At 63.6% G+C, this 25,865-nt stretch carries 25 protein-coding genes; 9 read left to right on the top strand and 16 right to left on the bottom strand.

The features are described 5' to 3' along the window. Positions 1 to 29: 29 nt before the first annotated feature. Genes ACZYTC_RS13340 through ACZYTC_RS13330 form a run of 3 tightly spaced genes read right to left on the bottom strand, consistent with a single transcriptional unit; the run spans position 30 to position 3,915 of the window. Entirely contained in the window at positions 30 to 998 is a 969-nt protein-coding gene (locus ACZYTC_RS13340; protein ID WP_434959607.1) for a substrate-binding domain-containing protein, read from the bottom strand. Beyond that, entirely contained in the window at positions 998 to 2,290 is a 1,293-nt protein-coding gene (locus ACZYTC_RS13335) for an ABC transporter permease (protein ID WP_488989784.1), read from the bottom strand. Before ACZYTC_RS13335 ends, ACZYTC_RS13340 begins: the two co-directional genes overlap by 1 nt. Continuing rightward, positions 2,287 to 3,915: a sugar ABC transporter ATP-binding protein gene (locus ACZYTC_RS13330; protein WP_488989783.1), complete on the bottom strand. Its 1,629-nt coding sequence runs from the start codon at positions 3,913 to 3,915 to the stop codon at positions 2,287 to 2,289. The genes ACZYTC_RS13335 and ACZYTC_RS13330 overlap by 4 nt, the downstream gene beginning before the upstream one ends. Before the next feature lie 240 nt (positions 3,916 to 4,155). Here ACZYTC_RS13330 and ACZYTC_RS13325 point away from each other — a divergent pair, with 240 nt between their 5' ends. Next, positions 4,156 to 5,055: a GntR family transcriptional regulator gene (locus ACZYTC_RS13325; RefSeq protein ID WP_434955612.1), complete on the top strand. Its 900-nt coding sequence runs from the start codon at positions 4,156 to 4,158 to the stop codon at positions 5,053 to 5,055. Positions 5,056 to 5,112: 57 nt separating this feature from the next. Here ACZYTC_RS13325 and tuf read toward each other — a convergent pair whose 3' ends face one another. Next, positions 5,113 to 6,318 carry an elongation factor Tu gene (tuf, locus tag ACZYTC_RS13320; RefSeq protein WP_488989782.1) on the bottom strand — a complete coding sequence of 402 codons (1,206 nt, stop codon included), beginning with the start codon at positions 6,316 to 6,318 and terminating at the stop codon, positions 5,113 to 5,115. 524 nt (positions 6,319 to 6,842) lie between these two features. Beyond that, the gene (locus tag ACZYTC_RS13315) at positions 6,843 to 8,780 is read right to left on the bottom strand and encodes a DEAD/DEAH box helicase (protein WP_488989781.1); all 1,938 of its coding nucleotides are present in this window, start codon (positions 8,778 to 8,780) and stop codon (positions 6,843 to 6,845) included. 385 nt (positions 8,781 to 9,165) lie between these two features. Here ACZYTC_RS13315 and ACZYTC_RS13310 point away from each other — a divergent pair, with 385 nt between their 5' ends. Both ACZYTC_RS13310 and ACZYTC_RS13305 read left to right on the top strand, forming a co-directional pair. Further along, complete coding sequence (locus ACZYTC_RS13310) at positions 9,166 to 10,755, top strand: rhomboid family intramembrane serine protease (protein WP_441773756.1); 1,590 nt, start codon at positions 9,166 to 9,168, stop codon at positions 10,753 to 10,755. Positions 10,756 to 10,915: 160 nt separating this feature from the next. Continuing rightward, complete coding sequence (locus tag ACZYTC_RS13305; RefSeq protein ID WP_441773757.1) at positions 10,916 to 11,512, top strand: TetR/AcrR family transcriptional regulator; 597 nt, start codon at positions 10,916 to 10,918, stop codon at positions 11,510 to 11,512. 8 nt (positions 11,513 to 11,520) lie between these two features. Here ACZYTC_RS13305 and ACZYTC_RS13300 read toward each other — a convergent pair whose 3' ends face one another. Then, a complete protein-coding gene (locus tag ACZYTC_RS13300; protein WP_441773758.1) occupies positions 11,521 to 12,156 on the bottom strand; it encodes a LysE family translocator in 636 nt (211 codons plus the stop codon). A 120-nt stretch (positions 12,157 to 12,276) separates the two neighbouring features. Between ACZYTC_RS13300 and ACZYTC_RS13295 the strand changes: the two genes are divergently transcribed. The 3 genes from ACZYTC_RS13295 to alkB all read left to right on the top strand — a co-directional run bounded on the left by ACZYTC_RS13295 (position 12,277) and on the right by alkB (position 14,608). Beyond that, positions 12,277 to 12,975 (top strand): helix-turn-helix transcriptional regulator, encoded by a 699-nt coding sequence (locus tag ACZYTC_RS13295; RefSeq protein ID WP_434955618.1) that lies wholly within the window; start codon positions 12,277 to 12,279, stop codon positions 12,973 to 12,975. A 108-nt stretch (positions 12,976 to 13,083) separates the two neighbouring features. Then, entirely contained in the window at positions 13,084 to 13,884 is an 801-nt protein-coding gene (locus ACZYTC_RS13290) for a DUF72 domain-containing protein (protein WP_441773803.1), read from the top strand. A gap of 85 nt (positions 13,885 to 13,969) precedes the next feature. Then, positions 13,970 to 14,608, top strand: coding sequence for a DNA oxidative demethylase AlkB (alkB, locus tag ACZYTC_RS13285; protein ID WP_441773760.1), 639 nt, complete (start codon positions 13,970 to 13,972; stop codon positions 14,606 to 14,608). A 25-nt stretch (positions 14,609 to 14,633) separates the two neighbouring features. Here alkB and ACZYTC_RS13280 read toward each other — a convergent pair whose 3' ends face one another. Next, the gene (locus ACZYTC_RS13280) at positions 14,634 to 15,560 is read right to left on the bottom strand and encodes a LysR family transcriptional regulator (protein ID WP_488989780.1); all 927 of its coding nucleotides are present in this window, start codon (positions 15,558 to 15,560) and stop codon (positions 14,634 to 14,636) included. A gap of 105 nt (positions 15,561 to 15,665) precedes the next feature. Between ACZYTC_RS13280 and ACZYTC_RS13275 the strand changes: the two genes are divergently transcribed. Further along, complete coding sequence (locus tag ACZYTC_RS13275; protein WP_434955622.1) at positions 15,666 to 16,406, top strand: SDR family oxidoreductase; 741 nt, start codon at positions 15,666 to 15,668, stop codon at positions 16,404 to 16,406. 60 nt (positions 16,407 to 16,466) lie between these two features. Here the strand turns inward: ACZYTC_RS13275 and ACZYTC_RS13270 are convergent, their stop codons facing one another. From ACZYTC_RS13270 to ACZYTC_RS13255, 4 genes are all read right to left on the bottom strand, one after another. After that, on the bottom strand, positions 16,467 to 16,931 hold the full coding sequence (locus ACZYTC_RS13270) for an SRPBCC family protein (protein WP_488990009.1): 465 nt from the start codon (positions 16,929 to 16,931) through the stop codon (positions 16,467 to 16,469). Positions 16,932 to 17,021: 90 nt separating this feature from the next. Continuing rightward, a complete protein-coding gene (locus ACZYTC_RS13265; protein WP_488989779.1) occupies positions 17,022 to 18,278 on the bottom strand; it encodes an RNA polymerase sigma factor in 1,257 nt (418 codons plus the stop codon). Then, positions 18,275 to 18,664: a YciI family protein gene (locus tag ACZYTC_RS13260; protein WP_434955624.1), complete on the bottom strand. Its 390-nt coding sequence runs from the start codon at positions 18,662 to 18,664 to the stop codon at positions 18,275 to 18,277. The genes ACZYTC_RS13265 and ACZYTC_RS13260 overlap by 4 nt, the downstream gene beginning before the upstream one ends. A gap of 147 nt (positions 18,665 to 18,811) precedes the next feature. After that, positions 18,812 to 19,798, bottom strand: a complete 987-nt coding sequence (locus ACZYTC_RS13255; protein ID WP_434955625.1) for a LysR family transcriptional regulator — start codon at positions 19,796 to 19,798, stop codon at positions 18,812 to 18,814. A gap of 191 nt (positions 19,799 to 19,989) precedes the next feature. On the opposite strand from ACZYTC_RS13255, the gene ACZYTC_RS13250 reads away from it, so the two are divergent. Then, the gene (locus ACZYTC_RS13250; RefSeq protein ID WP_488989778.1) at positions 19,990 to 20,577 is read left to right on the top strand and encodes a L,D-transpeptidase; all 588 of its coding nucleotides are present in this window, start codon (positions 19,990 to 19,992) and stop codon (positions 20,575 to 20,577) included. A gap of 8 nt (positions 20,578 to 20,585) precedes the next feature. Here ACZYTC_RS13250 and ACZYTC_RS13245 read toward each other — a convergent pair whose 3' ends face one another. Next, positions 20,586 to 21,242, bottom strand: a complete 657-nt coding sequence (locus ACZYTC_RS13245; protein ID WP_488989777.1) for a TetR/AcrR family transcriptional regulator — start codon at positions 21,240 to 21,242, stop codon at positions 20,586 to 20,588. Between the two features lie 84 nt (positions 21,243 to 21,326). Then, positions 21,327 to 21,845: a DUF1176 domain-containing protein gene (locus ACZYTC_RS13240; protein ID WP_488989776.1), complete on the bottom strand. Its 519-nt coding sequence runs from the start codon at positions 21,843 to 21,845 to the stop codon at positions 21,327 to 21,329. Between the two features lie 406 nt (positions 21,846 to 22,251). On the opposite strand from ACZYTC_RS13240, the gene ACZYTC_RS13235 reads away from it, so the two are divergent. Further along, complete coding sequence (locus ACZYTC_RS13235) at positions 22,252 to 22,602, top strand: hypothetical protein (RefSeq protein ID WP_434955629.1); 351 nt, start codon at positions 22,252 to 22,254, stop codon at positions 22,600 to 22,602. A gap of 146 nt (positions 22,603 to 22,748) precedes the next feature. On the opposite strand, the gene ACZYTC_RS13230 is transcribed toward ACZYTC_RS13235, so the two are convergent. The 3 genes from ACZYTC_RS13230 to ACZYTC_RS13220 form a co-directional block, all read right to left on the bottom strand. Continuing rightward, a complete protein-coding gene (locus ACZYTC_RS13230) occupies positions 22,749 to 23,861 on the bottom strand; it encodes an ABC transporter ATP-binding protein (protein WP_434959609.1) in 1,113 nt (370 codons plus the stop codon). Positions 23,862 to 24,042: 181 nt separating this feature from the next. Continuing rightward, on the bottom strand, positions 24,043 to 24,867 hold the full coding sequence (locus ACZYTC_RS13225) for a sugar phosphate isomerase/epimerase family protein (RefSeq protein WP_488989775.1): 825 nt from the start codon (positions 24,865 to 24,867) through the stop codon (positions 24,043 to 24,045). Positions 24,868 to 24,888: 21 nt separating this feature from the next. Beyond that, positions 24,889 to 25,722: a carbohydrate ABC transporter permease gene (locus tag ACZYTC_RS13220; RefSeq protein WP_488989774.1), complete on the bottom strand. Its 834-nt coding sequence runs from the start codon at positions 25,720 to 25,722 to the stop codon at positions 24,889 to 24,891. Positions 25,723 to 25,865 lie beyond the last annotated feature (143 nt).

Below are 25,865 nucleotides of genomic sequence, written 5' to 3'. Positions count from 1 at the left end.
AGAAGGTGAGGCCTTCTCCGCCCGTACCCTCACAGCAATCCGTTCGTCTTCAAAATGGCGTCGGCATTGTCCTTGGTGATGGTCTGCGTATCCAGCACCAGCTTCTTCTCGACCGTCCCGCCGCCCAGCATCTTCAAAGCCTGACGCAGGCCCTCGGCGCCGGGCGTCGGATAGAGGAAGGTGGCGGCGAGTACGCCATCATGCACATATTTGACGCCCTCATTGGGCAGGCCGTCGACACCGACGAACAGGATGTTCTTTTCCCGGCCGGCATCCTTGGCGGCGAGATAGGCGCCATAGGCCATGGGATCGTTGTGGCCATAGACCAGGTTGATGTCCTCGAAATTGCGCAGGGCCGTCGACATCACTTCATAGGCCTTGGCCTGCTTCCAATCGGCCGATTGCTGGTTGAGCAGGTGCTTGATGCCGCTCTCCTTGTCCGCCTTCTCATGATAGCCGTTGGAGCGGTCATGGCTCGCCTGCGTGCCGAGGCCGCCCCAGATTTCGACCACATTGCCCTTGGCCTTGCCGGCCCCGCCCAGGGTCTTGACCACGAAGTCGCCGACCGCCCGGCCGATCACCACATTGTCGCCGCCGATCCATTGGGTGTATTTCTCGGAATTGACGTTGCGGTCGAGCACGAAGACCGGGATCTTGGCGTCCATGGCCTTTTCGACCACGGCGGTCAGGCCGGCCGATTCCTTCGGGCTGATCAGGATGGCGTCGACCTCCTGGGTGATGAAGCTCTCGGTGTCTGACACCTGCTTCTCGGTCTTGTCCTCGGCATCGGCCATCAGGAGCTTGACGTTCGCATGCTTCTCGGCCTCGGCCTTCAGATCCTTGTTGAATTGGACGCGCCAGGGTTCGAGCGTCGTCGCCTGCGAAAAGCCGATCGTATATTTCTTGTCGTCGGCGAGGGCGCGCGGCGTCCAGCCGGCAGGGATCAGCATGGCGCCGCCGCTGGCGAGCGCGGCGTGGATGAAGCTTCGGCGATTGATCATGGGGTTTCCTCCAGCTTGTTATAGGTCTTCTCATCCTGTGCCTCGGCTCGCGGGCTCGTGCGGAGCGACGCGAAGATCTGGCCAAGATTGCGTTCCTGCAGCAGTACGGTGAGGATGATGATCAGCCCCTTCATCACCAATTGGACGTTGGTGGAGATGTTGTGAAGCTGCAGGATATTGGTGAGCAGTCCGAAGATGAGTACGCCGACCAGCGTGCCGGCCAGGCTCCCGCGCCCGCCCATCAGGCTGGTGCCGCCGATCACCACGGCGGCGATGGCGTCGAGTTCGAGGCCGACACCGGCATCAGGCTTGCCCTGGCGGTATTGCGCCACATAGAGCACGCCGGCGATGCAGGCGAGCATGCCTGAGAAAGCATAGGTTGCGATCTTCACCGGTGTGACGGCGATGCCGGAGAGGCGCGTCGCCTCCTCATTGCCGCCGATGGCATAGACATAGCGGCCGAAGGCGGTGAATTTCAGCACCACCATGAACAGGGTGAGCGCGGCGAGGAAGAACAGACCTGGCACCGGCAGCACGCCCCAGAGCACGGCGCGCAGGAGATCGATGTCGGTGGTGGCGTTGGTGCCGGAATAGACGGCGACCACGGCGCTGTCCTGGCCGGCGACCAGGCGTGCAAGGCCAAGCATCGTCACCATCATGGCCAAGGTGACGATGAAGGGCTGCAGGCGGCCGCCGACGATGATGGCGCCATTGAGCGCGCCGACCGCGAGCCCGATGCAAGAGACGGCAATCAGTACGCCGGGCATGCCTAACTGGCTGCCGGCCTGGGAGGCGAGCCAGAGTGTCAAAAGCCCTGCGACGACGATGCCTGCGCCGAGGGGCAACCAGATTGCCGAGAGGGTGGATCTACGGCGGCTTCGATGGATTGGCGCCGCCGTTGTGGCGGATCTGCCCGCGCCGAGCTGAGCGGAGACGAAGGAGACGATCAGGGCGACGCCGACCATCGCGACCAGGAAGGTTACGGGCAGGGCGATGCCGGCTGCCACGGTGAGGCCCGGCTGCGTCAGCAGCAGCGCGGCCAGCACGGTGCCCAAGGCCAGGATCGAGCCGACGGAGAGGTCGATACCGCCGATCAGGATCACCATGGTCATGCCGACGGCGACCAGGCCGGTGATCGAAACCTGGCGCAGCACGTCCGAGAGATTGCCGGAGGTCAGGAAGATGTTACGCCCCTTGGAAGTGACCGGCGAAAAGGCGACGCCGATCAGGAAGAGGGCGGCGAGGCCCCAATACAGCTTGGTCCGCGACAGAAGTCTCAGAAAGGTCATTGACGGCTCGTTGACGGCTCATTGGGGGCAGGTAGGAAAGGTGAAATTCCGGCGGATACGGCAGAGAGCTCGGGTAGGGCGGCGGACCGCCTCGGCGAAGCAAGGGTCATGATCGCCTCCTCGCTGGCCTCCCGGCGCTCGAGGATGCCGGCCTGGCGCCCTTCCTGCATGACGAGGACGCGATCGGAGAGCAGCAGCAATTCGGGCAGTTCGGAGCTGACGACGAGGATGGCCATGCCCTGCCCGGCGAGGCGGAAGATCAGGTCGTAGATCTCCTTCTTGGCGCCGATGTCGATGCCGCGCGTCGGCTCGTCGAGCAGCAGGATGCGCGGGCCGATGGCAAGCCATTTGCCGATCACCACCTTCTGCTGATTGCCGCCGGAGAGCTGGCCGACGATCTGTTCGTCCGAACGGCAGCGCACGGAAAGGCTATCGATCGCCGCGCGGGCAAGCCGGGTTTCCAGGCCGTCATCGCGTAGGCCAAGGCGTCGCTGCAGCGGCTGGGAGGGCAGGGAGACATTGTCGCGAATGGTCGATTGCAAGAGGAGCCCGGTTGCCTTGCGGTCCTCCGTCACCAGAGCTAGGCCGTGCCGGATGGCCTGGCGCGGATTGTCGATCCGGACCTCTTCGCCGTCGACCACGATGCGGCCCTCGCGCCGTCCACTGCTCGCGCCGAAGATGGTTTCCAGAATTTCGGTGCGGCCGGAACCGAGCAGGCCGGCAATGCCGAGGATCTCGCCGCGATGCAGGCTGAAGGAAACGCCGCGCAACACGCGTTTCCAACCGCCGCGCGCCTGGGGCAGGCTCAGGCCGAGACCGTGCACCGCGAGGGCTTCGGTGGCGCGATCGGGCGTATGGGGCGGCGTGGCAAGGCTGAGGTCGCGCCCGACCATGCTGGCGATGATGCGTTCGGGCGTCAGCTCCGTCATGGGGGCCGTCAGCACGCGCCGCCCGTCGCGCATCACCGTGACGTGGTCGGCGAGCAGGGAGACTTCGTCCATACGGTGGCTGATATAGACGATGCCCACGCCCGAGGCGGCGAGCTTGCGGATGATCCCGAACAGGCGCTCGCACTCGCTTGGCGACAGAGCCGAAGTCGGCTCGTCCATGATCAGGACCCGCGCCTCCAGCGAGAGGGCCTTGGCGATCTCGACCAGTTGCTGCTCGCCGACCCGCAGCGACCCCACGCGTACTTCGGGATCGAGGGCGACGCCGAAGCCCGTCAGCAGGTCGGCGGCGGCGCGGGCAAGAGCGCGCCGGTCAACGAACAGGCCGGCAATGCGAGGTTCGCGGCCGAGAAAGATGTTCTCGGCCACGCTCATTTCGGGAATGAGATTGAGCTCCTGATGGATGATGGCGATGCCGGCAGCCTGGGCGTCTCGTACCGAGGCAAAGCGCAGGCCACGGCCCTGGCTGAACAGGCTGCCGTCGAACTCCGTCAGGATACCGCTGACGATCTTCATCAGGGTGGACTTGCCGGCGCCGTTCTCACCGACGAGCGCATGCACCTCTCCGGCCGCGACCGAGAAGTCGACATCGTACAGGACGGGGACGCCTGCGAACCGTTTCGAGATGCCTCGCGCCTCCAGCGCAGCATCACTCGGTTCGAGCCGGGTGGCGAGCATTGTGCGTTTCCAAAAGTGCTTTGTTTCGGACACTCTTGTTACATCGGTGTCTTTTATTTATAGAGGACACTAACATGCGTTGCTGGGGGCGGCAAGGGCACAAAGCGTCGTGTAGGCATTGGGCCGGCTGTCTCAGCTCTCGCTTGATTGTGCAGCCATGAATCGCGTCTAAGCGGACCTCGCAGGGACGCCCGAACGCCCAGCGATGACGAAATGCGATTGCAATCCTGAGGAACGGCGATGCCGCGCCCGCGCAATGTCTCGATGAAGGCCACCAATCTGGCCCTCGACATCATGGCGAAGCTGCAGCCCGGCGCGCAGCTGCCGCCGGAGGCCGTGCTGGCGCGCGAGGTCGGCGTGAGCCGTACGGCGATGCGCTCAGCCCTCGAAGGCCTGGAACAGGCGGGGCTGGTCCGGCGCGACGGCCGGCTCACCCTGCTGCACCGGCTGCCGGCGGCCTCGGATTATTTCGGCCTGGCTGAAACCGAGAGTCGCTCGGACCTGGTGGAACGGCGTTTCCTCGAAATGGCCGTCGCGGGCGACCTGATGCCCGGACGCAATTTCTCGGAGGCCGAACTCGCACGGACCTTCGGCGCGAGCACGGTGAGCGTACGCGAATTCCTGATCGGCTTTTCGCGTTACGGCCTGGTGGAGAAGGCGCCACGCGGAGGCTGGCGGCTCTGCGCTTTCGATGCCTCCTTCGCCCGGGAGCTCGCGGCAACGCGGCGCACTTTCGAGATCGAGGCGATCGGCTTGTTTGGCGGGCGTGGCGATGACGATCCGGTCTGGCGCGAGATCGGCCGACTGGTCGAAGCCCATGAGGCGATGAGCCGGGGCGGCGAGGAGGTTATCCGCCAGTTTCCGCAGCTCGATCGTCGCTTCCACCGCTTCCTGGTGGACCAGCTCGACAATCGCTTCGTCACCAGCTTCTACGACGTGGTCTCCTTCGTCTTTCACTATCACTATCAGTGGCGCAAGGACGACGAGATCGAGCGCTACCGTACGGCATTGGCCGAGCATCTGAGCATCCTGCTCGCGTTGAGATCCGGCGTGATCGAAGAGGCGCAGAAGCGGCTCGAAGAACATTTGCGCACATCGGTGCGCACGCTGCTGGAGTCGGCGATCGGGGCGGGGAAATAGCGAGCAGAATAAGCCTTGAATGCGGAGGGCAGTTGCCCGCCCTCCGCCGTGACGCTCTCAGTCGAGCAGACGGTTGATCACGCCGGCCCCCACCGTGCGGTTGCCCTCGCGGATGGCGAAGCGCGTATTGGCTTCGAGCGCGATGGCTTCGTTGAGGGCAATGGTGAGCACGACGGTGTCGCCGGGCATCACCATCTCGACGTTCGGCGGCAGTTCGATACCGCCGGTGACGTTGGCCGTGCGGAAGAAGAACTGCGGCCGGTAATGGCCGAAGAAGGGCGTATGACGCCCGCCTTCCTCCTTGGTGAGAACATGAACCTCGGCCTCGAAGCGGGCATGCGGCTCCACTGTTCCCGGCTTGGCCAGAACCTGGCCGCGCCGGACCTCCTTGAGCTCGACGCCGCGCAACAGGCAGCCGATATTCTCCCCGGCGAGACCCTGGTCCAGGATCTTCTGGAAGGTCTCGATGGAGGTGACCACCGTCTTGCGACGGGCACCGAAGCCGACGAGTTCGACCTCGTCGCCGAGCTTGACCGCACCGCGCGCGATCAGGCCGGTGATCACCGTGCCCCGGCCGGAGATGGTGCGCACGCTCTCGATGGGCATCAGGAAGGGCCGGTTCTCGGCGCGCTCGGGCAGTTCGATCGTGCTGTCCAGCGCCTCGAAGAGCCGGAGGATCGCCTCATCCGCCAGCTCACCCTTGAGTCCGTTCAGGGCCTGCAGGGCGGAACCCCGGATGAAGGGCACCTTGTCGCCCTCGTAGTTCTGCCGCGTCAGGAGCTCGCGGATCTCGAGCTCGACCAGGTCGATCAGTTCGTGATCCTCCACCGCATCGCACTTGTTGAGGAACACCACGATGCGGGGCACGCCGATCTGCCGCGCGAGCAGGATGTGCTCGCGCGTCTGCGGCATCGGGCCGTCCAGGGCCGAGACCACCAGGATCGCGCCGTCCATCTGCGCCGCGCCGGTGATCATGTTCTTCACATAATCGGCATGGCCGGGGCAGTCGACATGGGCGTAGTGGCGGTTCTCAGTCGAGAACTCCACATGCCCGGAGGCGATGGTGAGGATCTTCGAGGCATCGCGCGTGCCTTGGGCAGCGGAAGCGCGGGCCACGTCCTGATACGAGACGAAAGCTCCCCAGCCTCGGTCTGCCGAGACCTTGGTGAGCGCCGCGGTCAGCGTCGTCTTGCCATGGTCGACGTGGCCGATGGTGCCCACATTGCAATGGGGCTTCAACCGGGTGAACTTTTCCTTGGTCATGCTACACCTGTGGTGCTTGCCGGCCCTCGCTTGGGGAGGTTGCACGGCTCTGGGCACCACGAGAGCCAAAAAAGTGCCCGGAACCGCTTTTGCGTCCGGGCTGGCTCGATCTCAGGTGATTTCGGTCCGGCCTAGGGCAAAGCGCGTGCGGCCGAGGAATCGATGTTCCTCGGGATCATCAGCGATATCGACGATGACGTCCGCATGGGTCCGGTGCCTTGTGGCGGGTGACGAATTGGGATGGCGCAGATAGGCGCTTGGCGAAGGAAATGCAAGGGGAAAGGCCCGCGCCTTCCTTCATCCCCTTAGGAGAAGCTAGAGTAGTAGCGTGCCAAAAAAGGGCGCCGATTTTTGGTAGAAAACGATGCGATAATAAGATCTTACAGCATCGGACCTGATTCCTGGATCAGGTCCGATGCTGTAGCTTCATTGCTAGAGCGAATAAGCGTTCAAGTGGGAACGCTTATTCGCTCTAACTCTTTGTTTCGACGCGTCTTTGCGATTCCGTCTAATTGCAAAACGCTTTAGCGGCCACGCCTTTTGTCGGTCTTGTCACCCTGCCAGGGCTTTTCGTCTTGCCGGGGCTTTTCGTCTTGCCAGGGCTTGGTGGTATTCTTCGCGCTACCTTTGGGCGGGCCCTTGCGGTGCGGCTTGGGCTCGGGAGCCGATTCCTCGCCACCCCGATCGCGATAGGGCTGGATGCGGATGTTCTCTTCGTCGGGCTTGCGCACGTTGACGGCAAAATGCTCGGCGGCTTCCTTGGAGATCTCGACCACGGTCTCGTTGTCGAGAATCTTGATGTTGCCGATATCGCGGCGCTTGACGCCGCCGCGGCGGCACAGCATCGGCAGCAGCCATTTCGGGTCGGCATTGTTGCGGCGGCCGATGCTCAGGCGGTAGAGCACCATATCGTCGCCGGCGGACGGCACCTCGTCACGCTCGAAGCGCGCAGCACGCTCGGGACGTTCGAAACGCGGTGCCCGATCGGACTTGTCGAAGCGCGGGGCGCGTTCGCCCTTCTCGAAGCGGGCTGGCCTATCGTCCCTGTCGAACCTGGGCCTGTCGTCCCGGGCAGGCCTGTCGTCCCGGTCGAAGCGGGAGGGCTTGCGACCATCTCGGCGCTCGAAATTGTCTCGACGCCCGAAGCCGTCGCCGGGATCGCTGACTTCCTCCGGCTCGGGCAGGCGCGAACGGTAGACGCGGGCGAGGGCGGCGGCGATATCCTCGGCGCTGCGATTCTCGAGCAGCAATTTGGCGATGGCCAGATCTTCCTCGCCGGGGGCTTCGGTCAGCAAGGGGTCCTCCAGCATGCGCTGCTGGTCGAGCACGCGGATTTCCTCGGCAGTCGGCGGGCCCATCCACTGGGCCTTCACGCCAGCCTGGTTGAGCATGATTTCGGCCTTGCGGCGGCGCGACGTCGGCACCAGCAGAGCGCTGATGCCCTTGCGGCCGGCCCGGCCGGTGCGGCCTGAGCGGTGCTGCATCTTCTCGGCATCGGTGGGCAGGTCGGCATGGATGACCAGGCCGAGATTGGGCAGGTCGATGCCGCGCGCGGCCACGTCGGTGGCGACGCAGATCTGGGCATGGCCGTCGCGCAGGGCTTGCAGCGCCTGGTTGCGCTCGTGCTGGCCAAGTTCGCCCGAAAGCAGCACGGCCGAAAAGCCGCGTTCGCGCAGGGTGGCATGCAGATGGCGCACGGATTCGCGGGTATTGCAGAAGACGATCGTAGTGGGGGAGGCGACGAGGCGGAGCAGGTTGACGACGGCGTGCTCGGTCTCCTTGGGGGAGACGCGGATAGCGCGGTATTCGATGTCGGCGTGGCCTGATACGGCAGCCTTCACCTCGATGCGCAGCGCATCCTTCTGATAGGTGCGCGCGATGGCGACGATGCCCTTGGGCATGGTGGCCGAGAACAGCAGGGTACGCCGGTCATCGGAGGTGGATTTGAGGATGAATTCGAGATCCTCGCGGAAGCCGAGGTCGAGCATCTCGTCGGCTTCATCGAGCACTACGGCGCGCATGGCCGAGAGATCGATGCCCTTGCGCTCGATGTGGTCGCGCAGGCGGCCGGGCGTGCCGACGACGATATGGGCACCATCGGCGAGCAAGCGGCGCTCGCGGCGCGGATCCATGCCGCCGACGCAGGAAACCACGCGTCCGCCGGCCTTCTGGTAGAGCCAGAGCAATTCGCGTTCGACCTGAATGGCGAGTTCGCGGGTCGGCGCGATGATGAGGGCGAGAGGGGCATCGGCCTGTTCGAAGCGCTCGTCGTCGCCGAGCAGGTCGCGCGCAATGGCCAGTCCGTAAGCCACCGTCTTGCCCGAACCGGTCTGGGCGGAGACGAGCAGGTCGCGGTCGGCGGCCTCGTCGGCCAGCACGGCCGATTGCACGGGGGTCAGTTCTTCATAATTGCGATCGGTCAGAGCCTGGCGAAGGGCCGGGTTCAGAGAAGGAAGGGTCACGGGGAAAGCCTGTCGATGAGGAAAACCGGTCATGTGAAATGCCGGGTCGGGGGCGGCGCGCCCACGGGTATTAAGTCCGCGCGCCAGCGTCCACTTCTGCAGGATTTCACTGATGAAGCAGCCCAATACAACAAAGCGCGGACAATTGCGAGGGCGATCGCGCGATACTGCTGCGCGTTTCCGGCATGACGGCGAGCACGTGGCTAGCGGAGACGAGGTCGTTGGGCTTTACCAGCGGGCCTCTGGCCGACAGTGCAGCTTGGATTGATTACCGGCTGCACCAAACCTGGCAAGAGCCCCCGTTGTCGCCCGAATCCACATTGCCAAATAGACAGGCGCTCATGCAAACATCGGGGAGAAATGGCGGGAGAGGAATGGCCAACCGATGGAAGAGTCTGCGACGGAGCGTGAACCCTTCTCCCGCTATTACGCTCGCTATCTGGTCGCCAAACGGGGCTACAGGCTGGGAGCCTTGCCGCAATCGGAAGAATTACTGCAGCATTGCGATTACGTCCTGACCAGATCGGCCGGCAACCGCATCTCGATCGTGGGGATCGTCAATTGCGACAGCGCCGAGGGCAAGATTTTCACTATGCCGGCGCAAGGCCTCTCTGCTCTCGCGCAGCATATCGTCGGCGCGCTGCCGGCTTCCGCAAAACTCGCCATCACGATCTACGAGATTGGCTCCCGCGCGATCGGCAGAACCGATAAGTCCCGTCTGTCCGGCCATAAGAGCGGTGGCAGACGCCATGCCACCAGAGCGATCGCCGTCGACGTTTCCAAGCGCCGCGCCTGGCCCTTGCCCTTGTTCGGACGCAGGTTCAGCCTTGCCGGGCAGATGCAGAAGCTGCTTCGTGCGCCCCGGTTGTCCGCAGCGGAATTGGTGACTCCGGAGCGGGCGGTCAAGTTGGGAAGGCCAATCTTCGTATGGGTGCTGATGGCTCTCCTGCTGGCGGTTTTCATTGCTGAGCAGGTCTTTGCCTTCGGCAAGACTGGCAAGCCGGCCGTGCCGACCATCGAAACTCTGCAGGTCCTGGGGGGCCTGAGCTATCCGCTGGTGGTCGGGGAGGGAGAATGGTGGCGCCTGTTCACGGCGCCGCTGCTGCATGCCGACCTCTCCCATATCGGCTTCAATGGCCTGGTGCTGCTTCTGATTGGCAATTCGCTTGAAACCTTGATCGGCTGGCGCTGGACGGCAGCGGCTTTCTCCGTGTCGGCGGTCGCCGGTTCCCTGATGTCGCTGGCGGCCAATCCCGTCAACATGGTGAGCGTCGGCGCGTCGGGAGGCATTACCGGACTGCTTGCCACCGCTCTCGTGATATCCTTCAGAATTCCCGCAGGCGCCATCCGTGCCCGGCTGATCAGCCAGGCCCTCTACGGTCTGGTACCGGCATTGCTGCCCTTCCTGAACGCCGCGGTCAGCGGTGGAAAGGTCGATTACGGCGCCCATTTCGGGGGCGCCATCGGCGGTGTAACCATGGGTTTCCTTTTGCTGGGCCTGTGGCCCAGTCGCCTGCCACGGCCCCGATTGAACAATCTGGCTGCGCTCGTCGCTATTGTGTTCTTTTCCGTCGCCGCGGGGGCGTGCCTGCCGATCCAGGACCATTATCGGCGCCGGATGCAGCTCGTACCTGATCTGTCGGCCGCGGCGACTCCATCGGATGCATCCGTCGAAAGCCTCCTGCGCGCTTATCCGCAGGATCCGCGCCTGCACTTCCTGCGGGCCCAGACCTTGCTGCGCAAGAATGACATCCAGGGCGCCGAGGCAGACTTGCGTGCAGCGCTGGCGGACCGGCCGCTTGTTGCGGAAGTCGGTGGATCCGATTTCGAAAACAGGGTTCGGGCCGTCCTTGCCGCCGTTCTGAAGAGCAAGGGAGATCGGGGCGGAGCGGCGACCATGGCTGGGCCTGCATGTGCTGCCGAAAAGAGCGGCCCAATCGCCGATTATCTCAACAAGTTCGCCCTGTGCCGGTAATCCGTTTCTGCACTTTTGCGGCTATGGAAAGTGCTGGGAATTTCGCGTGACGCCTGGCGATGGCGGTCCTGTCGAGGCTTATGGTGTCGGACGGTCACATGCTCTTGTGCATTGCAACAATATTATTGACAAATCTGTCCGAAACAGTGTTTCTGGGGCCATGGCAAGACCGAGAGAATTCGATCGTGACGAGGCGCTGAAGCGCGCCACCGCCGTGTTCTGGGCCAAGGGCTTTGAAGCGGCGTCGACCGACAATCTGCTTGTGGCGATGAAGATCGGCCGCCAGAGCCTCTATGACACGTTCGGCGACAAGCGTCGCCTCTATCTGGAGGCGCTGGGTCGCTATCAGGCGGTCAATCTCGCCAATCAGCTCGCGCAGCTCGACGCGGAAGCATCGCCTCTCGCCGGCATTCGCAGGATGCTGCTGGCTGTGGCGGAAGCCGACCCTTCCTTTCGGGCGCTCGGCTGCATGAATGTCGGCGCGATCGTCGAATTCGGACGGAACGACGAAGAAATCGCTGCCATGCTTACCGAGAACGAGGCTGCGCTCGACGCGGCGCTGGAGGGCAGCCTGCGCAAGGCCAAGGCGGAAGGCGAGATCGGCACGACCACCGATATCAAGGGGGCCGTGCGCTTTATCCAGGCGACGCTGCGTGGCCTCAAGGTCAGCGGCAAGGCCGGCGCCGATACACAAAGCCTGCGCCAGACCGTCGAATTCGCGCTCGCTGCACTGACCAAGGATACACGCCGAAGCTGAGGCAGCGTTCACAGGCCGGCGAGCCGATGAACAAGGCCAAAGGCGGCGATCCCGACCAGCAACAATCCCGCACCGCGCCCGGCCCAGATGGTGAGGGCGGGACTTGAGGTCAGCGCCTCGCGTCCGCGTGCGGCCATCAGGGCCAGCCCGCCATAGATGGCAAGCTGCACCAGTACCGTCATCAGGCCCATCACCACAGCCTGAGGCCAGAGCGACCCGAAGCTCGGGTTGAGGAATTGCGGGTAGACCGCCAGTACGAACAGCCAAGCCTTCGGATTGAGCAGGCAGGTGGCCAGCCCCTGACCGAAAATGCGTGCGAGCGCGGCTGTATGGCCGAATTCAACCTTGCCGACGGTGATGGAGCTGCGCAGCAGCCGGATGCCGATCCAGATCATATAGGCCGAGCCCGCCAGGATCATGCCGGTGGCAAGGGCCGGGACGAGCCGGCTGAGGGCGGCGACCGCGACCGTGCCGAACAGGGTATGGCAGACGCCGCCCGCCATGATGCCAGAGGTCGCGGCAAGGCCCGCACGCCGGCCGCCTGTCAGCGCATTGGCGAGCACGAAGAGCATGTCCATGCCCGGCACGATGATGATGCCGGTGAGCAGGATGAGGAAGAGCCAGAGATTTTCAGTATAAGTCATGTCAGTTGCCAGCCAGTGGCGAGGCATGTTCGGTGACATCCTTGCCGCTTTTTCAAAGGGTTGGCTGCCTCTATAGAGAGAGGCAACTGACAGGGATGTGTCAGTTGTGAAGGGGGCGCGATGCGCAAGGCGGCACGTTTGTTCGAGATCATCCAGATTCTCAGGCTGGCGCGAAAACCTGTTACGGCTGCCGCGATCGCCGAGGCTCTCGAAGTCACCGTCCGTTCGATCTATCGCGACATCGCCGCGCTACAGGCCATGCGGGTGCCGATCGAGGGAGAACGGGGTATCGGCTATGTCTTGCGCTCCGGCTTCGACCTGCCACCCCTGATGTTTTCGATCGAGGAGACCGAGGCTCTGATGCTCGGCCTGGCCCTGATCGAACGCGCCGGCGATCCTGAACTGACGCAGGCCTCGCGGGGAGCCGGCGCGAAACTGGCGGGCGCGGTGCCCGGGCCTCTGCGCCAGTTGTTCTCCTCCCGTACGCTGCATGCCTGGGGCGACATCGCGCCGACGCCCGAGCGCATCGACCTCGGCCTGGTGCGTCGGGCCATCCGCGACGAGGAGAAGCTCGATCTCGATTATCGCGACGATCAGGGACGGCACACGCAGCGGACGATCCGGCCGCTTGCGCTGATCTATTATTCGCAGGCCTTCGTTCTGGTGGCCTGGTGTGAGCTGCGCCAGGCGATCCGCAATTTCCGCGCCGATCGCGCCTTGTCCTGTACGCCGACGGGAGACTATTTCCGCCATGAGGGCGACAGACTGCGCGAATTATGGATTTCCGGTTGGCAGATCAACCAGGGGCAGGCGGGATAAGGGCGCAGTTTCCCACGAGCGCAGACATCGGCGCTCTTGGGTCAGAGGTTTCGGGTTGCCGGACTCGGCGTGGTATGGTCGGTTGGCGACCGAGAACAAATCGGGAGAATTCGCATGACTGGCCAAATCCGCGTCGGCATCGGCGGCTGGACCTTCGAGCCGTGGCGCGGCAGCTTCTACCCCGCCGACCTGACCCAGAAGCGGGAGCTCGAATATGCCAGCCGCCAGGTGACGGCGATCGAGATCAACGGCACCTATTACGGCTCCCAGAAGCCGGAAAGCTTCGCCAAATGGCATGCGGAGACACCGGATGATTTCGTCTTCGCGATGAAGGCGAACCGCTTTGCCACCAACAAGAAGGTGCTGTCGGAAGCCGGAAAATCGATCGACATGTTCATCGGCAGCGGCATCGTCGAATTGAAGAAGAAGCTCGGGCCGATCAACTGGCAGTTCATGCCGACCAAGAAGTTCGATCCGGCCGATTTCGAGGGCTTCCTGAAGCTCCTGCCCAAGAGCCATGAAGGCCATGCCCTGCGCCATGTCGTCGAGGTCCGGCACGACAGCTTCAAGGTGCCTGAGTTCATCGAGTTGGTGCGGGCCTATGATGTCGGCATCGTCCTGACCGACAAGGCCGATTTCCCGCATATCCACGATGTCACCGCTCCCTTTGTCTACGCGCGCCTACAAGCGGCGAAGGAGGACGAGGAGCTCGGTTATCCCACTGCTGCGCTGGACAAATGGGCCGAGAGGGCCAAGTTGTGGGCTGGCGGCGGTGAGCCTGCTGACCTCGACAAGGCATCGGACAAGAAGGCGCCGCAGGCGGGCAGCCGGGATGTCTTCGTCTTCATGATCAACGGTTTCAAGCCCAAGGCTCCCACGGCGGCCAAGGCCTTGATCGAACGCTTGTAAGCGCCGCCATCGGAGACCAGGGAAGAGATCGCTAACCCTGCCGTTGGGTCACATAGCCGCCCAGATTGTGGGCCAGAACAAAGCAATGATGGATCTGTTCAGTTTCGACGAGCCCAACCGCCTCGACATTGCCGAGGGCGCCGTGCTGCTCGTCGGCCGTGCCCTTGGCCGGGAGGAGGCATTGCTCGCCGCCCTTGATACCGTGGTGGCGGCCGCTCCCTTCCGCCATATGGTCACGCCCGGCGGCTTCACCATGTCGGTGGCGATGAGCAATTGCGGCCAGCTCGGCTGGGTAACCGACAGGCGTGGCTATCGCTACAGTGTGGAAGACCCCGAAACGGGCCAGCCCTGGCCGGAGATGCCGGCCGCCTTCGCCACCCTCGCGCGTGAGGCGGCGGCGGAGGCGGGCTTTGCCGGGTTCGAACCGGATGCCTGCCTGATCAACCGCTATGAGCCCGGTGCCAAGATGTCGTTGCATCAGGACAAGGACGAGCGCGATTTCGGCAACCCCATCGTATCAGTCTCGCTCGGCCTGCCCGCCGTTTTTCAGTTCGGCGGCCTGTCACGCAGCGACAAGCCGCGCAAGCTGCCGCTGCAGCATGGCGACGTGATGGTATGGGGCGGCCCGTCGCGCCTGGCCTATCACGGCATCTTGCCGCTGAAGGAAGGGCAGCATCCTCGCCTGGGACGCAATCGCATCAATCTGACTTTCCGTAAGACCTGACCAACGACGGTAAATCGCCACCATGTCACGCTGGCCCGGGTGATCGAGAGATTACCCCTGCATCGGCCCAATCGGCGAAGCTCCTCGCCACCCAGTCGATGAAGACACGAACCCGCGGCGAGAGTTGGCGATTCTGTGGGTACAGCAGGGAGACGGGCGTCGGTGTCGGCGGATGGGCCGGCAGCACTTCGATCAGCCTGCCGTCTGCGAAATAGGGCAGGAGATGGTAGCGCGGCACCTGGATGAGCCCCAACCCCGCCAGCGCTCCTCCGAACAGGGCTTCCGAGCCCGTGACCGTCAGTGCGGTGGGCAGGTTGACATGGCGTATGGCGTCACCCACCTGAAATTCGAGCGGTATCACGCTGCCTGTCGCCGAGGATAGGAAGCCGACCATGCGATGGCCGTCGAGGTCATCCGGCGTGCTCGGCACGCCGTGGCGGGCGAGATAGGCGGGACTTGCGCAGGTGGCCTCGGCGAGCATGGCGATCCGGCGGGCCACCATCGAACTGTCCTGGAGATCGCCGGCGCGGATCACGCAGTCGATGCCTTCGCGCACGAGATCGACCAGGCGGTCTCCCTCGCCGATATGGAGCCGCAGGCCCGGGTAGCGTTCCAGGAAGACGGCGAGGCCAGGCAGCAGGAAATGCCGGGCGAGCGTGCCATGAATATCGATCCGCAACAATCCGTGGGGCTTGGCGTCGCCGAAGGCGGCCTCGGCATCCTCGATGTCGGCCAGGATGGCAAGGCAGCGACGATAATAGGCTTCGCCGTCCAGCGTCGGGCTGACGACGCGGGTGGTACGTTGGAGGAGGCGGACGCCGAGGCGTGCTTCCAATTGGCGGATCGCTTCGGTCACGGTCGAACGCGGCAAACCCAGGTCCTGTGCCGCCTGCGTAAAGCTGCGGCGCTCGACGATCCGGGTGAAGAGCCTGATGGCGTCGAAACGATCCATTGTTCGCAAATTCCGAATAGTCATATCAGATTTTGCATGATTATCCGAGATGGCAGAAGTTGGATAGTGCCGTCCAGCGATCAACCTCACATCAAGGAGAGTAAAATGACTATGAATGGCAGCAAGGTTGCCCTCGTCACCGGCGCCTCGCGCGGGATCGGGGCCGCCATCGCCCGTCGCCTCGCGCAGGACGGCTTCTCGGTCGTCATCAACTATGCCGGCAATACCGAGCGGGCCGAGGCGCTGGTGCGTGAGATCGAGGGCACAGGTGGGCGGGCGCTCGCCCTGCAGGCCGATGTCAGCGACCCCGTGGCCGTGGCTGATATGTTCGAGGCGGTGCAGACGGCTTTCGGCGGCCTCGACGTCCTCGTCAACAATGCCGGAATTATCGCATTGTCTCCGCTCGCCGAGACGGAAGACGACGGTTTCGACCGTCTGGTGGCCGTCAATCTCAAGGGCAGCTTCAACACCATGCGCGAGGCGGCGAGGCGATTGCGCCAGGGCGGGAGGATCGTCAATTTCTCGTCCAGTGTCGTCGGCCTGCGCCAGCCGAACTATGGCGTCTATGCCGCCACCAAGGCTGGCATCGAAGCACTGACCAGCGTCCTGGCCAAGGAGCTTCGCGGCCGCTCCATCACCGTCAATGCCATCGCGCCTGGTCCAACGGCGACGGATCTCTTCTTCGACGGCAAGTCGAAGGATCTCGTCGAGCACTATGCCCGCATGGCGCCGTTGGAGCGACTCGGCACGCCGGACGACATTGCCGCGGCGGTCGCCTTCCTGGTCGGCCCGGACGGTGGCTGGATCAACGGGCAGACCTTGAGGGCCAATGGCGGGCTGATCTGAGGTCGCAGAGATGTGGCGCGCCCTGATGACGGCCAGGGAGGCCGCCACACTCGCAAGGGCCTATTGCTCCGCCGCCGCTTTGAGATTGGCGAGGCCCTGTTCGAAGTCCCTGCCGATCATATGGTCCATATTGATGAACAGCCCCATCAGCCTGGCGATGAAAGGTGCGGCGCCCTGCATCGACCAGGTGACGCACGTGGCATCGCCGGCCTGCGTGAAGGTGAAGGAGGCGCGGTTATTCGCCCGGAACGGGCGGATGAAATCGAGCTTCATGTCGATACCGCGCTCAGGTGCCGCCTCGACAATCTCCATGCGGCCCGCACCGGCCTTGCCATTGCCTTCCCAGGCATAGACGGCACCCTTGCCGGATTCGGCGCCGGAGAAACTGCGTTGCATGGCAGGATCGAGCTTTTCGTAGGGCGACCACCGGCTCCATTGGTGAAAATCGGCAAGCAGGAGATAGATCCGCCCGGGCGGCGCCTGGATTTCGAGCGAGCGTTTCACCTCGAAACTCGGCGGGCGCATAGCGGCGAGGATCAGGACGACTACCAGCACGACGATGAGGATGGCAAGCACATAGACCACGGTGGTTCCTCCGGCAGCGGGAAGCAGGCCTCACGCCTGCGCTGCGTTATCCTTCAACAGCCTATCCAGATGCTGGCGGATGTGATTGGCCTCGGCTGCGGTGGTGGCGAGGGCAATGGCTTGGTCGAAGGCCCGATGGGCCTCCTTGCCTCTGCCGAGCTTCAGCAGCAGCCCGCCTTTGAGGCCATGAAAGTAGAAATAGCCGGACAAGCGGGATTCCAGGGGTTCGATCATCGCGAGCGCGGCTTCCGGCCCCTGCGTCTTGGAGACGGCCACGGCCCGGTTGAGCGTAATCACGGGTGAGGGTTGGATCTCCTCCAGCAGCGCATAGAGCAAATCGATCTGGCGCCAATTGGTGTCTTCCGGTGTCGCTGCCCGGGCGTGCACGGCGGCGAGGGCCGCCTGCAACTGATAGCTGCCGGGGCGTCCGTGGCGGGTGGCCTTGTCGATCAGGGCAAGGCCCTCGGCGATCATCTGGCTGTTCCATAAGCGCCGATCCTGGTCCTCCAGCAGCACGATCTGGCGCTCGGCGTCGAAACGAGCCGGCGAGCGCGCGTGCTGGAGCAGCATCAGCGCCGCCAGTCCCATGATCTCGGGTTCCGTCTGGAACAGGCGCAGCAGCAGGCGGGCAAGACGGATGGCCTCGTCGCAGAGCTGGGCCCGGCTGCCGTCATCCTCTGCGCCGGCCGAGTAGCCCTCGTTGAAGATCAGATAGACCATGGCGGCCACGGCGCCGAGGCGTTCCGAGCGCTCCACGGCGCCCGGTGCCTCGAAGGGCACGTCGGCGCTGGCGATGCGCGCCTTGGCCCTGGTGATGCGCTGTTCCATCGCCGCTTCGCCGACCAGGAAGGCACGGGCGATCTGCTTGACGGTGAGGCCGCAAACGATGCGCAGGGCGAGCGCGATCTGCTGGGTGCCGGGCAGGTCCGGATGGCAGCATATGAAAAGCAGGCGCAGGATATCGTCACGGTAATGCTGGCCATCCAAACGCTCGGTCAGCTCCGCCTCGGCATCGCCGAGGTCAGAGATCTGATCCTCGTCCGGCAGGGCCTCCTGCTTTTTCTCGCGGCGTTTGGCGTCGATGCCGGAATTGCGGCCGGCAAAGATCAGCCAGGCGGTAGGATCGCGGGGCGGGCCGTTTTTCGGCCAGCTCTTCAGCGCGCGCAGGCAGGCTTCCTGATAGGCTTCCTCGGCCGTTTCGAGGTCACGGAAATAGCGCAGCAGCGCTCCCATGGCCTGCGGGCGGGCGGAAGTGAGCGCGCTGCTGATCCAGGCCGCATCGGTCATGTTGCATGCGCCTTCTGTTCGAGCACCCCGGGCTGGAAGATCGAAAGTGGACGGATCTCGTAGGAACCGATGCTGGGATTGGCCTTGGCGAGATCGCGGGCGATATCGAGCGCTTCCTCGAGATTGTCGCAGTCGACCACGTAGAAGCCCAGTAGTTGTTCCTTGGTCTCGGCGAAGGGGCCGTCGATCACCAGGGGTTCGCCACCCGTCTTGCGCAAGGTGGTGGCGGCGGTGGTTGGAAGCAGTCGCACCACCGGGCCGAGCTTGCCAGCTGCCGCGACCTTTTCGTGCACCTTGTGCAGACGTGCCATCACGGCATCGTCCTCCTCCTTGGTCCAGGCGCCGACGACGTCTTCGTAATTGTAGCAAAGGATCGTGTATTGCATTGTCTGCTTCCTCTTGAGCCAAGGACGAATGAGCCAAGAGGTATCCGACATGAGGAAGCAGGACAATTCATACTCTCTTGTCGGCAGCAACGGACGAGATTCTGCGGGCCCTTGCGGAAACGCACCGCTCGCAATCGAGGCGCAAGCTCAGATCGCAGCCTCGCTGCCGCAGGAAGCCAGGGCCGTGTCGTCGGGACCGAGAGAGAGCTGGAACGCGTCGTTTTCTGTCGAATCGATGCCATCGATCTTGCGTAGCGCCGCAATGGTGAAGTCGGTGAAGGCGCGCACCACCGGTCGCATATAACGCACCGAGGGGAAGGCCAGGAAAGCTTCCGTAGGCCGGACGACGTAGTCGGGCAGGATACGGACCAGACGCCCCTCGGCAAGCTCGCAATTCACCAGCAATTGCTGCACCGGCCCGGCCGCGTGCCCTTGTAGCAGCGTGGCGGTGATGACCTCGGCATCATTGGTGCGCAGGATGGGCTGAACAGGCAGGTCGAGCGTTTCGCCGTTGCGATGTTGCAATGTCAGGATGTCGCGCGGCGAAAGCAGTCTGGCACTGCTCACGATGCCGATGTCCGACAGCCGTTCCGGCGTGTCGATCGGCCCGGACCGGGCGAGGAAGCTCGGTGCCGCGACCAGGATACGCCGGATCAGGCCGAGACGGCGGATGATCAGTTCCTGGCCGGCAGGACGTCCATACCTCACCGCCAGATCGAAGTTTTCATAGACAAGGTCGATATCACGGTTCTCCAGGATGAGATCGACCGTAACGGCGGGATGGCGTTTCTGGAATGCCATGACGATTGGATGCAGGTGCCTGACGCCGATGCAGGAGGGTGCATGCAGCCGGAGCGGGCCTTCGATGGCCCCCATGTCACGCCGGACTCCTTCCAGGGCCGCGTCAATGGTGGCGAGCGCGCCTCGGCTGGCTTCGTACAGGGCCTGTCCCTGTGGTGTCGGGCGTACGATGCGCGAGGATCGTTCCAGCAGCCTGGCGCCGACATGCCGTTCGAGATTGCGCAGATGTTTGGTGACGGCGGGCTGGGAGACGGCAAGGTCACGCGCCGCGGCCGTTACCGAAGCGCGCTCGACGGTGCGGACGAAAGCGCGCAAGGCGACCGCGATGTCCATTCATGCCTCATGGTTATGGCTATCATAGCATCATAACATATGGACGTCAGCGGTGTCATCGGGCTCAATCGCCTCCGTGCCGTGTCGGTGGCGTTGCGGAAGGCGTGATGATGATAAGCAGGCGTAGTTTTATGGTTGGATTGCCTTTTTTGGTGGCCGGATGCGCGCAGGACCGCACACCGGATCTGAGCATGCGGGAAGTGCCTGTCGACCCGGATCAGGCCTTGCTCTATGGAGCCGTCGAGTCCGAGCCCTTTGCCGTGCCTGCTGTCGACCTGCGACGGGTGAAGCCGCAATATCTGCGCCGGGAGGTCGCCTACGAGACGCAGGAGCAACCCGGCACGATCGTGGTCGATCCGGCCGAGCGTCATGCCTATCTCGTGCTGGAGCATGGCAGAGCCCTGCGTTACGGCGTGGGTGTGGGCAAGGAAGAGGCTTTCAATTTCCAAGGCCGTGCAACCATCGCCCGCAAGGCCGAGTGGCCGCGTTGGACGCCGACGGCCAACATGATCCGGCGCCAGCCCGAACGCTATGCGAGATACGCCGCCGGATTGCCGGGCGGAACCGGCAATCCTCTCGGCCCACGCGCGCTTTATCTGTACAAGGACGGGCGCGACACGCTGTACCGGCTGCACGGCACCATCGAGCCCTGGACGATCGGCACCATGGTGTCGTCAGGCTGCGTGCGCCTGCTTAATCAGGATATCATCGACCTCCACCGGCGCGTGCCCGTCGGGACAACCGTGGTCGTGCTCCCGGCCAGCGCCTCGACGGCTTAGAGCCTGTCTCAAAATCCCAGGCTGAGCTGCTGGGGTTTGTCCGTCTTCTTGGCCGGCTTGTCGTCGATCAGGGGCTTGAGCATCTGAGCCAGCCGCTTGGCCAGCGCCGACGGGTCGGCCTGGGCGAGGGAGGAACTGGCGATCACGTCGCGCATCAGCGCGACGCCGGCGATCAAGGCAAGGAACAGGGTGGCGCGTTCCGGCCGGTCCTTGCCGGGTAGGCTGGCGGCAAGCGGGCGTTCGAATTGTTCAGTGACGACCTCACGCAGGATTTCGGCAGCCCTGGGATTGGAGGCCGAATGCAGCATCAGCCGGAACGGATCGACACCGGCGCTCTCGCCGGCAGGGTTGGCCACCATCGCCTGCGCCACGCGGTCGGCGAGGGAGGTGGCATCGCCTTCGAACAGGCTGGCATCGGCGCAGGCGATCTTGGCCGCCTCAGTGAACATCTCTTCCTTCGAACCGAAATAGCGGTTGACCAATATGGCGGTGACACCGGCTTCTCCCGCGATTTCTCGCAGGCCGACACCGTCATAGCCTGCGCGCGAGAAGGCGATCAGCGCCGATTGCAGAATAGCTTGCCGCGTCGCCGCGGCATTGCGCGGGCGCTTGGCTTGGGGGGCGGGGGTCGATTGGGAGGGAGGGGGTGTTTTCTTCCTGGCCATGCCCACGCCTGCAATGATTTCGGGGCCGCAGGAGTATACGTGCGTAGAGGCGGGCGCAAGTTTCTCTCTCCCGCGATCCACCGTTCATGTCGCGTGCTCGGCTGGAGGGGTGTTCTTGGCCAGGTGGTCGTCCATATAGAGCCAGGCGGCGGCAGCGCCCGCCAGCGAGACATTGACCGCCAGGCTGCCGTCTGCTGCCTGCAATTGCAGGGAGTGGTGCCGCCGCAGGGCCTGGGTCAAATATAACGTTGCGTCGGCGGGGAGGAGGGCCTCTGCCAGCCCACCTTCTTCCTCGGGATCGGAGAACGTCACTCGGCCGGCAACGTCGCCGATGGGCTTGCCGTCCGCCAGAAGGACGTAAGGGTGGCCGGCAAGGACACCGGTCGGATCGACCACCGAGAAACGGACCTCCACCGGTGCCGAGGCCTCGATGCGGCGTTGGATGCTAAGATAGCCCTTCGCATCCGGGTCGCCTGCGGCCAGGCCGACGGCCTGGCATTGGTGGCTCGTATCGCAGTTCACCTGCCAGTCCTTGAAGGTCTCGGCTAAGGCCGAGCCGGCGAGCAAGGTGGTCATGACCAAGGCGATTGAAAGGCGGCGCATGGAGGCTTTTCCGGTTGTGATGACACTGACGGCATCATGCCGGCCGAGGCTTGCGTCCGGGAACGGCAAGGTCCGGTCATTGTTGGCCTTTTTGCGGGCGGGCTCGACTGTAATGTGCGGATTTGTCCGGTGGAAGGCGGCGACTCGAGACGGCGGAATTCACACCAGCTTGTTGGTCGGGAAGATGCTCATATGACGGATTTATGCAACTCTGCCCAGATTATGACTTATTTGCTCAATTTTTACGCGACGAAATACAGGTAAATGAATAAAATTTAAAAGATAAATCGATTTCTATACCTAGGTTACGACGACGATGCGCGCTATAGTTTTCGCACTGCCTTCACGGAACCATATGCACCCTGCCGCGTTCAATCGAGCGGGGTCAAAACGATAGGGTGGAGCCATGAAAGAAAGCCATGCCGCTGTCTTCTCGGTCGAGGAGCTCGAATTCCTGTGTACTCAGGCTGACGACTACGGTTGGTACATATGGACGGAACAGACCCGTCCGATGATTGAGGCCTTGTGTGCCCGTCGGTTGATGGCGGCCAATGGTGATTTCAAGGTGGTACCCAGGGATGGGCAGCACCATGCCAATCTCGAAGGACATGCTCCTCGCGCGGCCGATTCGGTGTTGCGTTATTATGAGCTGATCGGGGCGGGACGCATCGCCTACCATATGGTGCAGCATCCGCGCCCGACCATGACGGCGACGCCGCTTACGGAAGTGCGCGGTAGCCATAGCCTTCACGGTTGATCGAAGGACGATGCATTTGGATCGAGCCGGTCGTCGTCCCGGCTCCCCGGATTTCAGCGTGTATTTGCAATTGCCGGCCATACCGCCGGATTGCAAAACACAGCATTATTCATACTTGTCTTGGCGCCTCGCGAGACCTGTGCGGTCTACGCGATATTTGCGGCCAGGCGTGGCAGGGCAGTGCCATCAGGCCCGAAAACATGGGCTGAATCGCGATCGATCCGCAGGCGGACCTCAGTGTGGGCACGCACGGGGTTTTTGCCGTCGGTTTGCACCACCAGTGTCTGTCCGTCCGCGATAGCTGTATGAAACACGGTCAGCCCGCCCAGATGTTCGACGATGCTCGTCGTCCCGGCGATGGCTTCGCCTGTGTCATCCGCTCCGTTCACCAGCGTGATGTGCTCGGGGCGGATGCCGAAGGTGACCTCGGAACCGACTTTCAGGCCACTGGCCGCAAAGGGCAGACGGATGCGCTTGTTCCCCGGCAGGGAAAGGCCCAAGCCTGTCGCGTCGGCTTCGACGATCCGGGCCGGCAGCGTGTTCATGCGCGGTGAGCCGATGAAGCCTGCCACGAACAGGTTGCGAGGGTGATTATAGAGCTCGAGCGGCGCGCCGATCTGCTCGATCCGCCCGCCATTCAGCACCACGATCTTGTCGGCCATGGTCATGGCCTCGACCTGGTCGTGGGTGACATAGATCATGGTGGCCTGAAGCTGCTCGTGCAGGCGCATCAGCTCGATGCGCATCTGCACGCGCAGGGCAGCGTCGAGATTGGATAGCGGCTCGTCGAACAGGAAAACCTTGGGATTGCGCACAATGGCGCGGCCGATGGCGACGCGCTGGCGCTGACCACCGGAAAGCTCCTTGGGCCGGCGATGCAGCAGCGGGCCGAGCTGGAGGGTTTCGGCAGCAGCCTGCACCTTGGCGGCGCGTTCGGCCCGGGGCACACCTTCGATGCGCAGGGCGAAGCCCATATTGTCCGCGATGGTCATGTGAGGATAGAGCGCATAGCTCTGGAACACCATGGCGAGGCCGCGCTTGGCCGGCGCGATGTCGTTGGAAAGACGCCCGTCGATGAGGAGGTCGCCGCCGGTGATCTTCTCTAGCCCCGCGATCATGCGTAGCAGAGTCGATTTGCCGCAGCCGGAGGGGCCGACGAAGACCACGAACTCGCGATCCTCAACCTCCAGGTCGACGCCCTTGATGACCTCGACGGCGCCATAGGATTTGCGCAATCCCTTGAGATTGACGGTGGCCATCGTGGCGTTCTCCTTTGCGAGATGATGCAGGGATGGAGGGTCGATCTCCAGATCGACCATCTTGGAAACGTCGAGCGAAATAGAGAACAAAGACGGTCGATCTCGCTCCATCGTTCGATGGAGCTGGGAGATCGACCCTCCATTATTCCGCGCTACTGTTCGCAAAGTGAGCGCTCATGGGTCAGATGCCGGCGCGGCGCAGCGTTTCGCGATTGACCCTGACGGCAGCTGCGGGGTCGGCGGCGGCGGTGTCGGATTCTTCCTCCAGCACCAGCCAGCCATTGAAGTTCGGCCCTGCGGCAACGATGTCGACCACGGCTCTGAGATCGCAGACGCCCTGTCCCAGCATGCGCCACTGGCCCTCGGCATCGACATCCTTCAGATGCAGATAGCGGATGCGATCCTGGTAGGTGCGCAACGTATCGAGGATGTCCTGGCCGCCGCGCAGGATGTGGCCGGTGTCGGGTACCCAGCCGACCAGGACCGGGTCCAGAAGGGCCATGATGCGGTCATAGTCGGCTCGCGAGCTCAGCAGCGTGTCGTGATGCGAGCTTGGATGCACGGCGACATCGACGCCGACGATACGGCCGAGTTCGCCGGCGCCATTGTAGAAGCGGCCGGCAATGGCGAACTTGTCGTCGAGAGGGCCGGGACTCATGATCGTGGCGCTGCCCAGCGACAGGATGGCACCGGGGAAATGCGCGGTGAAGCGCAGGGCGCGGTCGACCATGGCGAGGTCGGCCTCGACGGCGTCGGCTTCGGTGAAACCGGAACTGCTGCCGCAGGCAAAGGCCACCAGCGTCAGGCCATGGTCTGCCAATGCTTTCGCAAAGTCCTGCGGGCGGTCGGCATAGGGCGGGATCATGGTGTCGGTGATCTCGATGCCGGCATAACCTGCCGCCGCGATGGCCGCGAGCAGGTCGTCGGCATTGCCGCTCCAGCCCTTGCCCAGCATTTCCCAGGTGAAGGTCTGGCAGCCGGCCTTCAGTTTTGCAGTCTCGTTCATGATGTCATTCCTTGGCGACGGTCATTCCTTGACCGCGCCTTGAGTCAGGCCCTCGATGATGTGGCGCTGGAAGAACAGTACCAGCGCGATCAGCGGCACGGTCACCACCACGGAGGCGGCCGCCACGTCGCCCCAGGGCACGTAATAGAGGTTGGTGAAATTGGCGATGCCGACCGGGATCGTCTGGTGCTCGATGGTCGAGGTGAAGGCCAGGGCGAACATGAATTCGTTCCAGGCAGCGATGAAGGCGAGCAGGCCGGTGGTGACGAGGCCGGGCAGCGACATCGGCAGGATGATGCGGACGAACAGGCCTGTAACCCCGACTCCGTCCATGCGCGCGGCCTCGTCGATCTCGCGCGGCAGCGTGTCGAAATAGCCGAACAGCACCCAGGTCACCAGCGGCAGGCCGAGCGCCAGATAGACGATGACGAGGCCGGTATAGGTGTCGAGGAAGCCGTAATTGGAAGCGGTCAGGTAGAGCGGGCCGACGATGGCGATCTGCGGGAACATCGAGACCGAGAGCACGACCCCGAGGATGCCGAAGCGCCCCTTGACCTCCAGCCGCGACAGCGAGAAGGCGGCCAGCGCCCCGATGGCCAGGCAGAACAGGGTGGTGAGCCCCGCCACGATCACCGAGTTCAGCACATAGAGCTGGAACTTCTTGACGAAGAAGACATTGGCATAGTGTTCGAAGGTGACCGGCGAAGGCCAGAAGCTCGGTACCGGATCGGTCAGCGCCTTGTCGAGCTGCAACGAGGTGGAGAACTGCCACAGGAACGGGCCGGCCGACCACACGAGCAGCAGGGCCGCGCCGGTATAGACGACGATGAGGCGCAGGATCTCGCGGGCGTTCATCCCTGCCTCCTCAGCCACGAAATCGGCATAGGTTGATGACTGATCAGAAGTAGGCGCGACTCAATCCTTCCCCGGTTTCGGGGAAGGTGGCGCTGCGTAGCAGCGACGGAAGGGGGAGAGTGGCACGAGACCATCAAATATGG

This window comes from Labrys sp. F242, assembly GCF_057813875.1.
This window is presented reverse-complemented; position numbering and strand designations above follow the sequence as displayed.

Excerpts from the sequence above, each read along its gene's own strand:
- ACZYTC_RS13310 (WP_441773756.1), top strand. The coding sequence starts at position 9,166 with ATGGAAGAGTCTGCGACGGAGCGTGAACCCTTCTCCCGCTATTACGCT.
- ACZYTC_RS13325 (WP_434955612.1), top strand. The coding sequence starts at position 4,156 with ATGCCGCGCCCGCGCAATGTCTCGATGAAGGCCACCAATCTGGCCCTC.
- ACZYTC_RS13330 (WP_488989783.1), bottom strand. The coding sequence starts at position 3,915 with ATGCTCGCCACCCGGCTCGAACCGAGTGATGCTGCGCTGGAGGCGCGA.
- alkB (WP_441773760.1), top strand. The coding sequence starts at position 13,970 with ATGATGGATCTGTTCAGTTTCGACGAGCCCAACCGCCTCGACATTGCC.
- ACZYTC_RS13250 (WP_488989778.1), top strand. The coding sequence starts at position 19,990 with ATGCGGGAAGTGCCTGTCGACCCGGATCAGGCCTTGCTCTATGGAGCC.
- ACZYTC_RS13245 (WP_488989777.1), bottom strand. The coding sequence starts at position 21,242 with ATGGCCAGGAAGAAAACACCCCCTCCCTCCCAATCGACCCCCGCCCCC.
- ACZYTC_RS13220 (WP_488989774.1), bottom strand. The coding sequence starts at position 25,722 with ATGAACGCCCGCGAGATCCTGCGCCTCATCGTCGTCTATACCGGCGCG.
- ACZYTC_RS13270 (WP_488990009.1), bottom strand. The coding sequence starts at position 16,931 with ATGCGCCCGCCGAGTTTCGAGGTGAAACGCTCGCTCGAAATCCAGGCG.
- ACZYTC_RS13275 (WP_434955622.1), top strand. The coding sequence starts at position 15,666 with ATGACTATGAATGGCAGCAAGGTTGCCCTCGTCACCGGCGCCTCGCGC.
- ACZYTC_RS13305 (WP_441773757.1), top strand. The coding sequence starts at position 10,916 with ATGGCAAGACCGAGAGAATTCGATCGTGACGAGGCGCTGAAGCGCGCC.
- ACZYTC_RS13280 (WP_488989780.1), bottom strand. The coding sequence starts at position 15,560 with ATGGATCGTTTCGACGCCATCAGGCTCTTCACCCGGATCGTCGAGCGC.
- ACZYTC_RS13260 (WP_434955624.1), bottom strand. The coding sequence starts at position 18,664 with ATGCAATACACGATCCTTTGCTACAATTACGAAGACGTCGTCGGCGCC.
- tuf (WP_488989782.1), bottom strand. The coding sequence starts at position 6,318 with ATGACCAAGGAAAAGTTCACCCGGTTGAAGCCCCATTGCAATGTGGGC.
- ACZYTC_RS13255 (WP_434955625.1), bottom strand. The coding sequence starts at position 19,798 with ATGGACATCGCGGTCGCCTTGCGCGCTTTCGTCCGCACCGTCGAGCGC.
- ACZYTC_RS13300 (WP_441773758.1), bottom strand. The coding sequence starts at position 12,156 with ATGACTTATACTGAAAATCTCTGGCTCTTCCTCATCCTGCTCACCGGC.
- ACZYTC_RS13240 (WP_488989776.1), bottom strand. The coding sequence starts at position 21,845 with ATGCGCCGCCTTTCAATCGCCTTGGTCATGACCACCTTGCTCGCCGGC.
- ACZYTC_RS13335 (WP_488989784.1), bottom strand. The coding sequence starts at position 2,290 with ATGACCTTTCTGAGACTTCTGTCGCGGACCAAGCTGTATTGGGGCCTC.
- ACZYTC_RS13225 (WP_488989775.1), bottom strand. The coding sequence starts at position 24,867 with ATGAACGAGACTGCAAAACTGAAGGCCGGCTGCCAGACCTTCACCTGG.
- ACZYTC_RS13265 (WP_488989779.1), bottom strand. The coding sequence starts at position 18,278 with ATGACCGATGCGGCCTGGATCAGCAGCGCGCTCACTTCCGCCCGCCCG.
- ACZYTC_RS13295 (WP_434955618.1), top strand. The coding sequence starts at position 12,277 with ATGCGCAAGGCGGCACGTTTGTTCGAGATCATCCAGATTCTCAGGCTG.
- ACZYTC_RS13235 (WP_434955629.1), top strand. The coding sequence starts at position 22,252 with ATGAAAGAAAGCCATGCCGCTGTCTTCTCGGTCGAGGAGCTCGAATTC.
- ACZYTC_RS13230 (WP_434959609.1), bottom strand. The coding sequence starts at position 23,861 with ATGGCCACCGTCAATCTCAAGGGATTGCGCAAATCCTATGGCGCCGTC.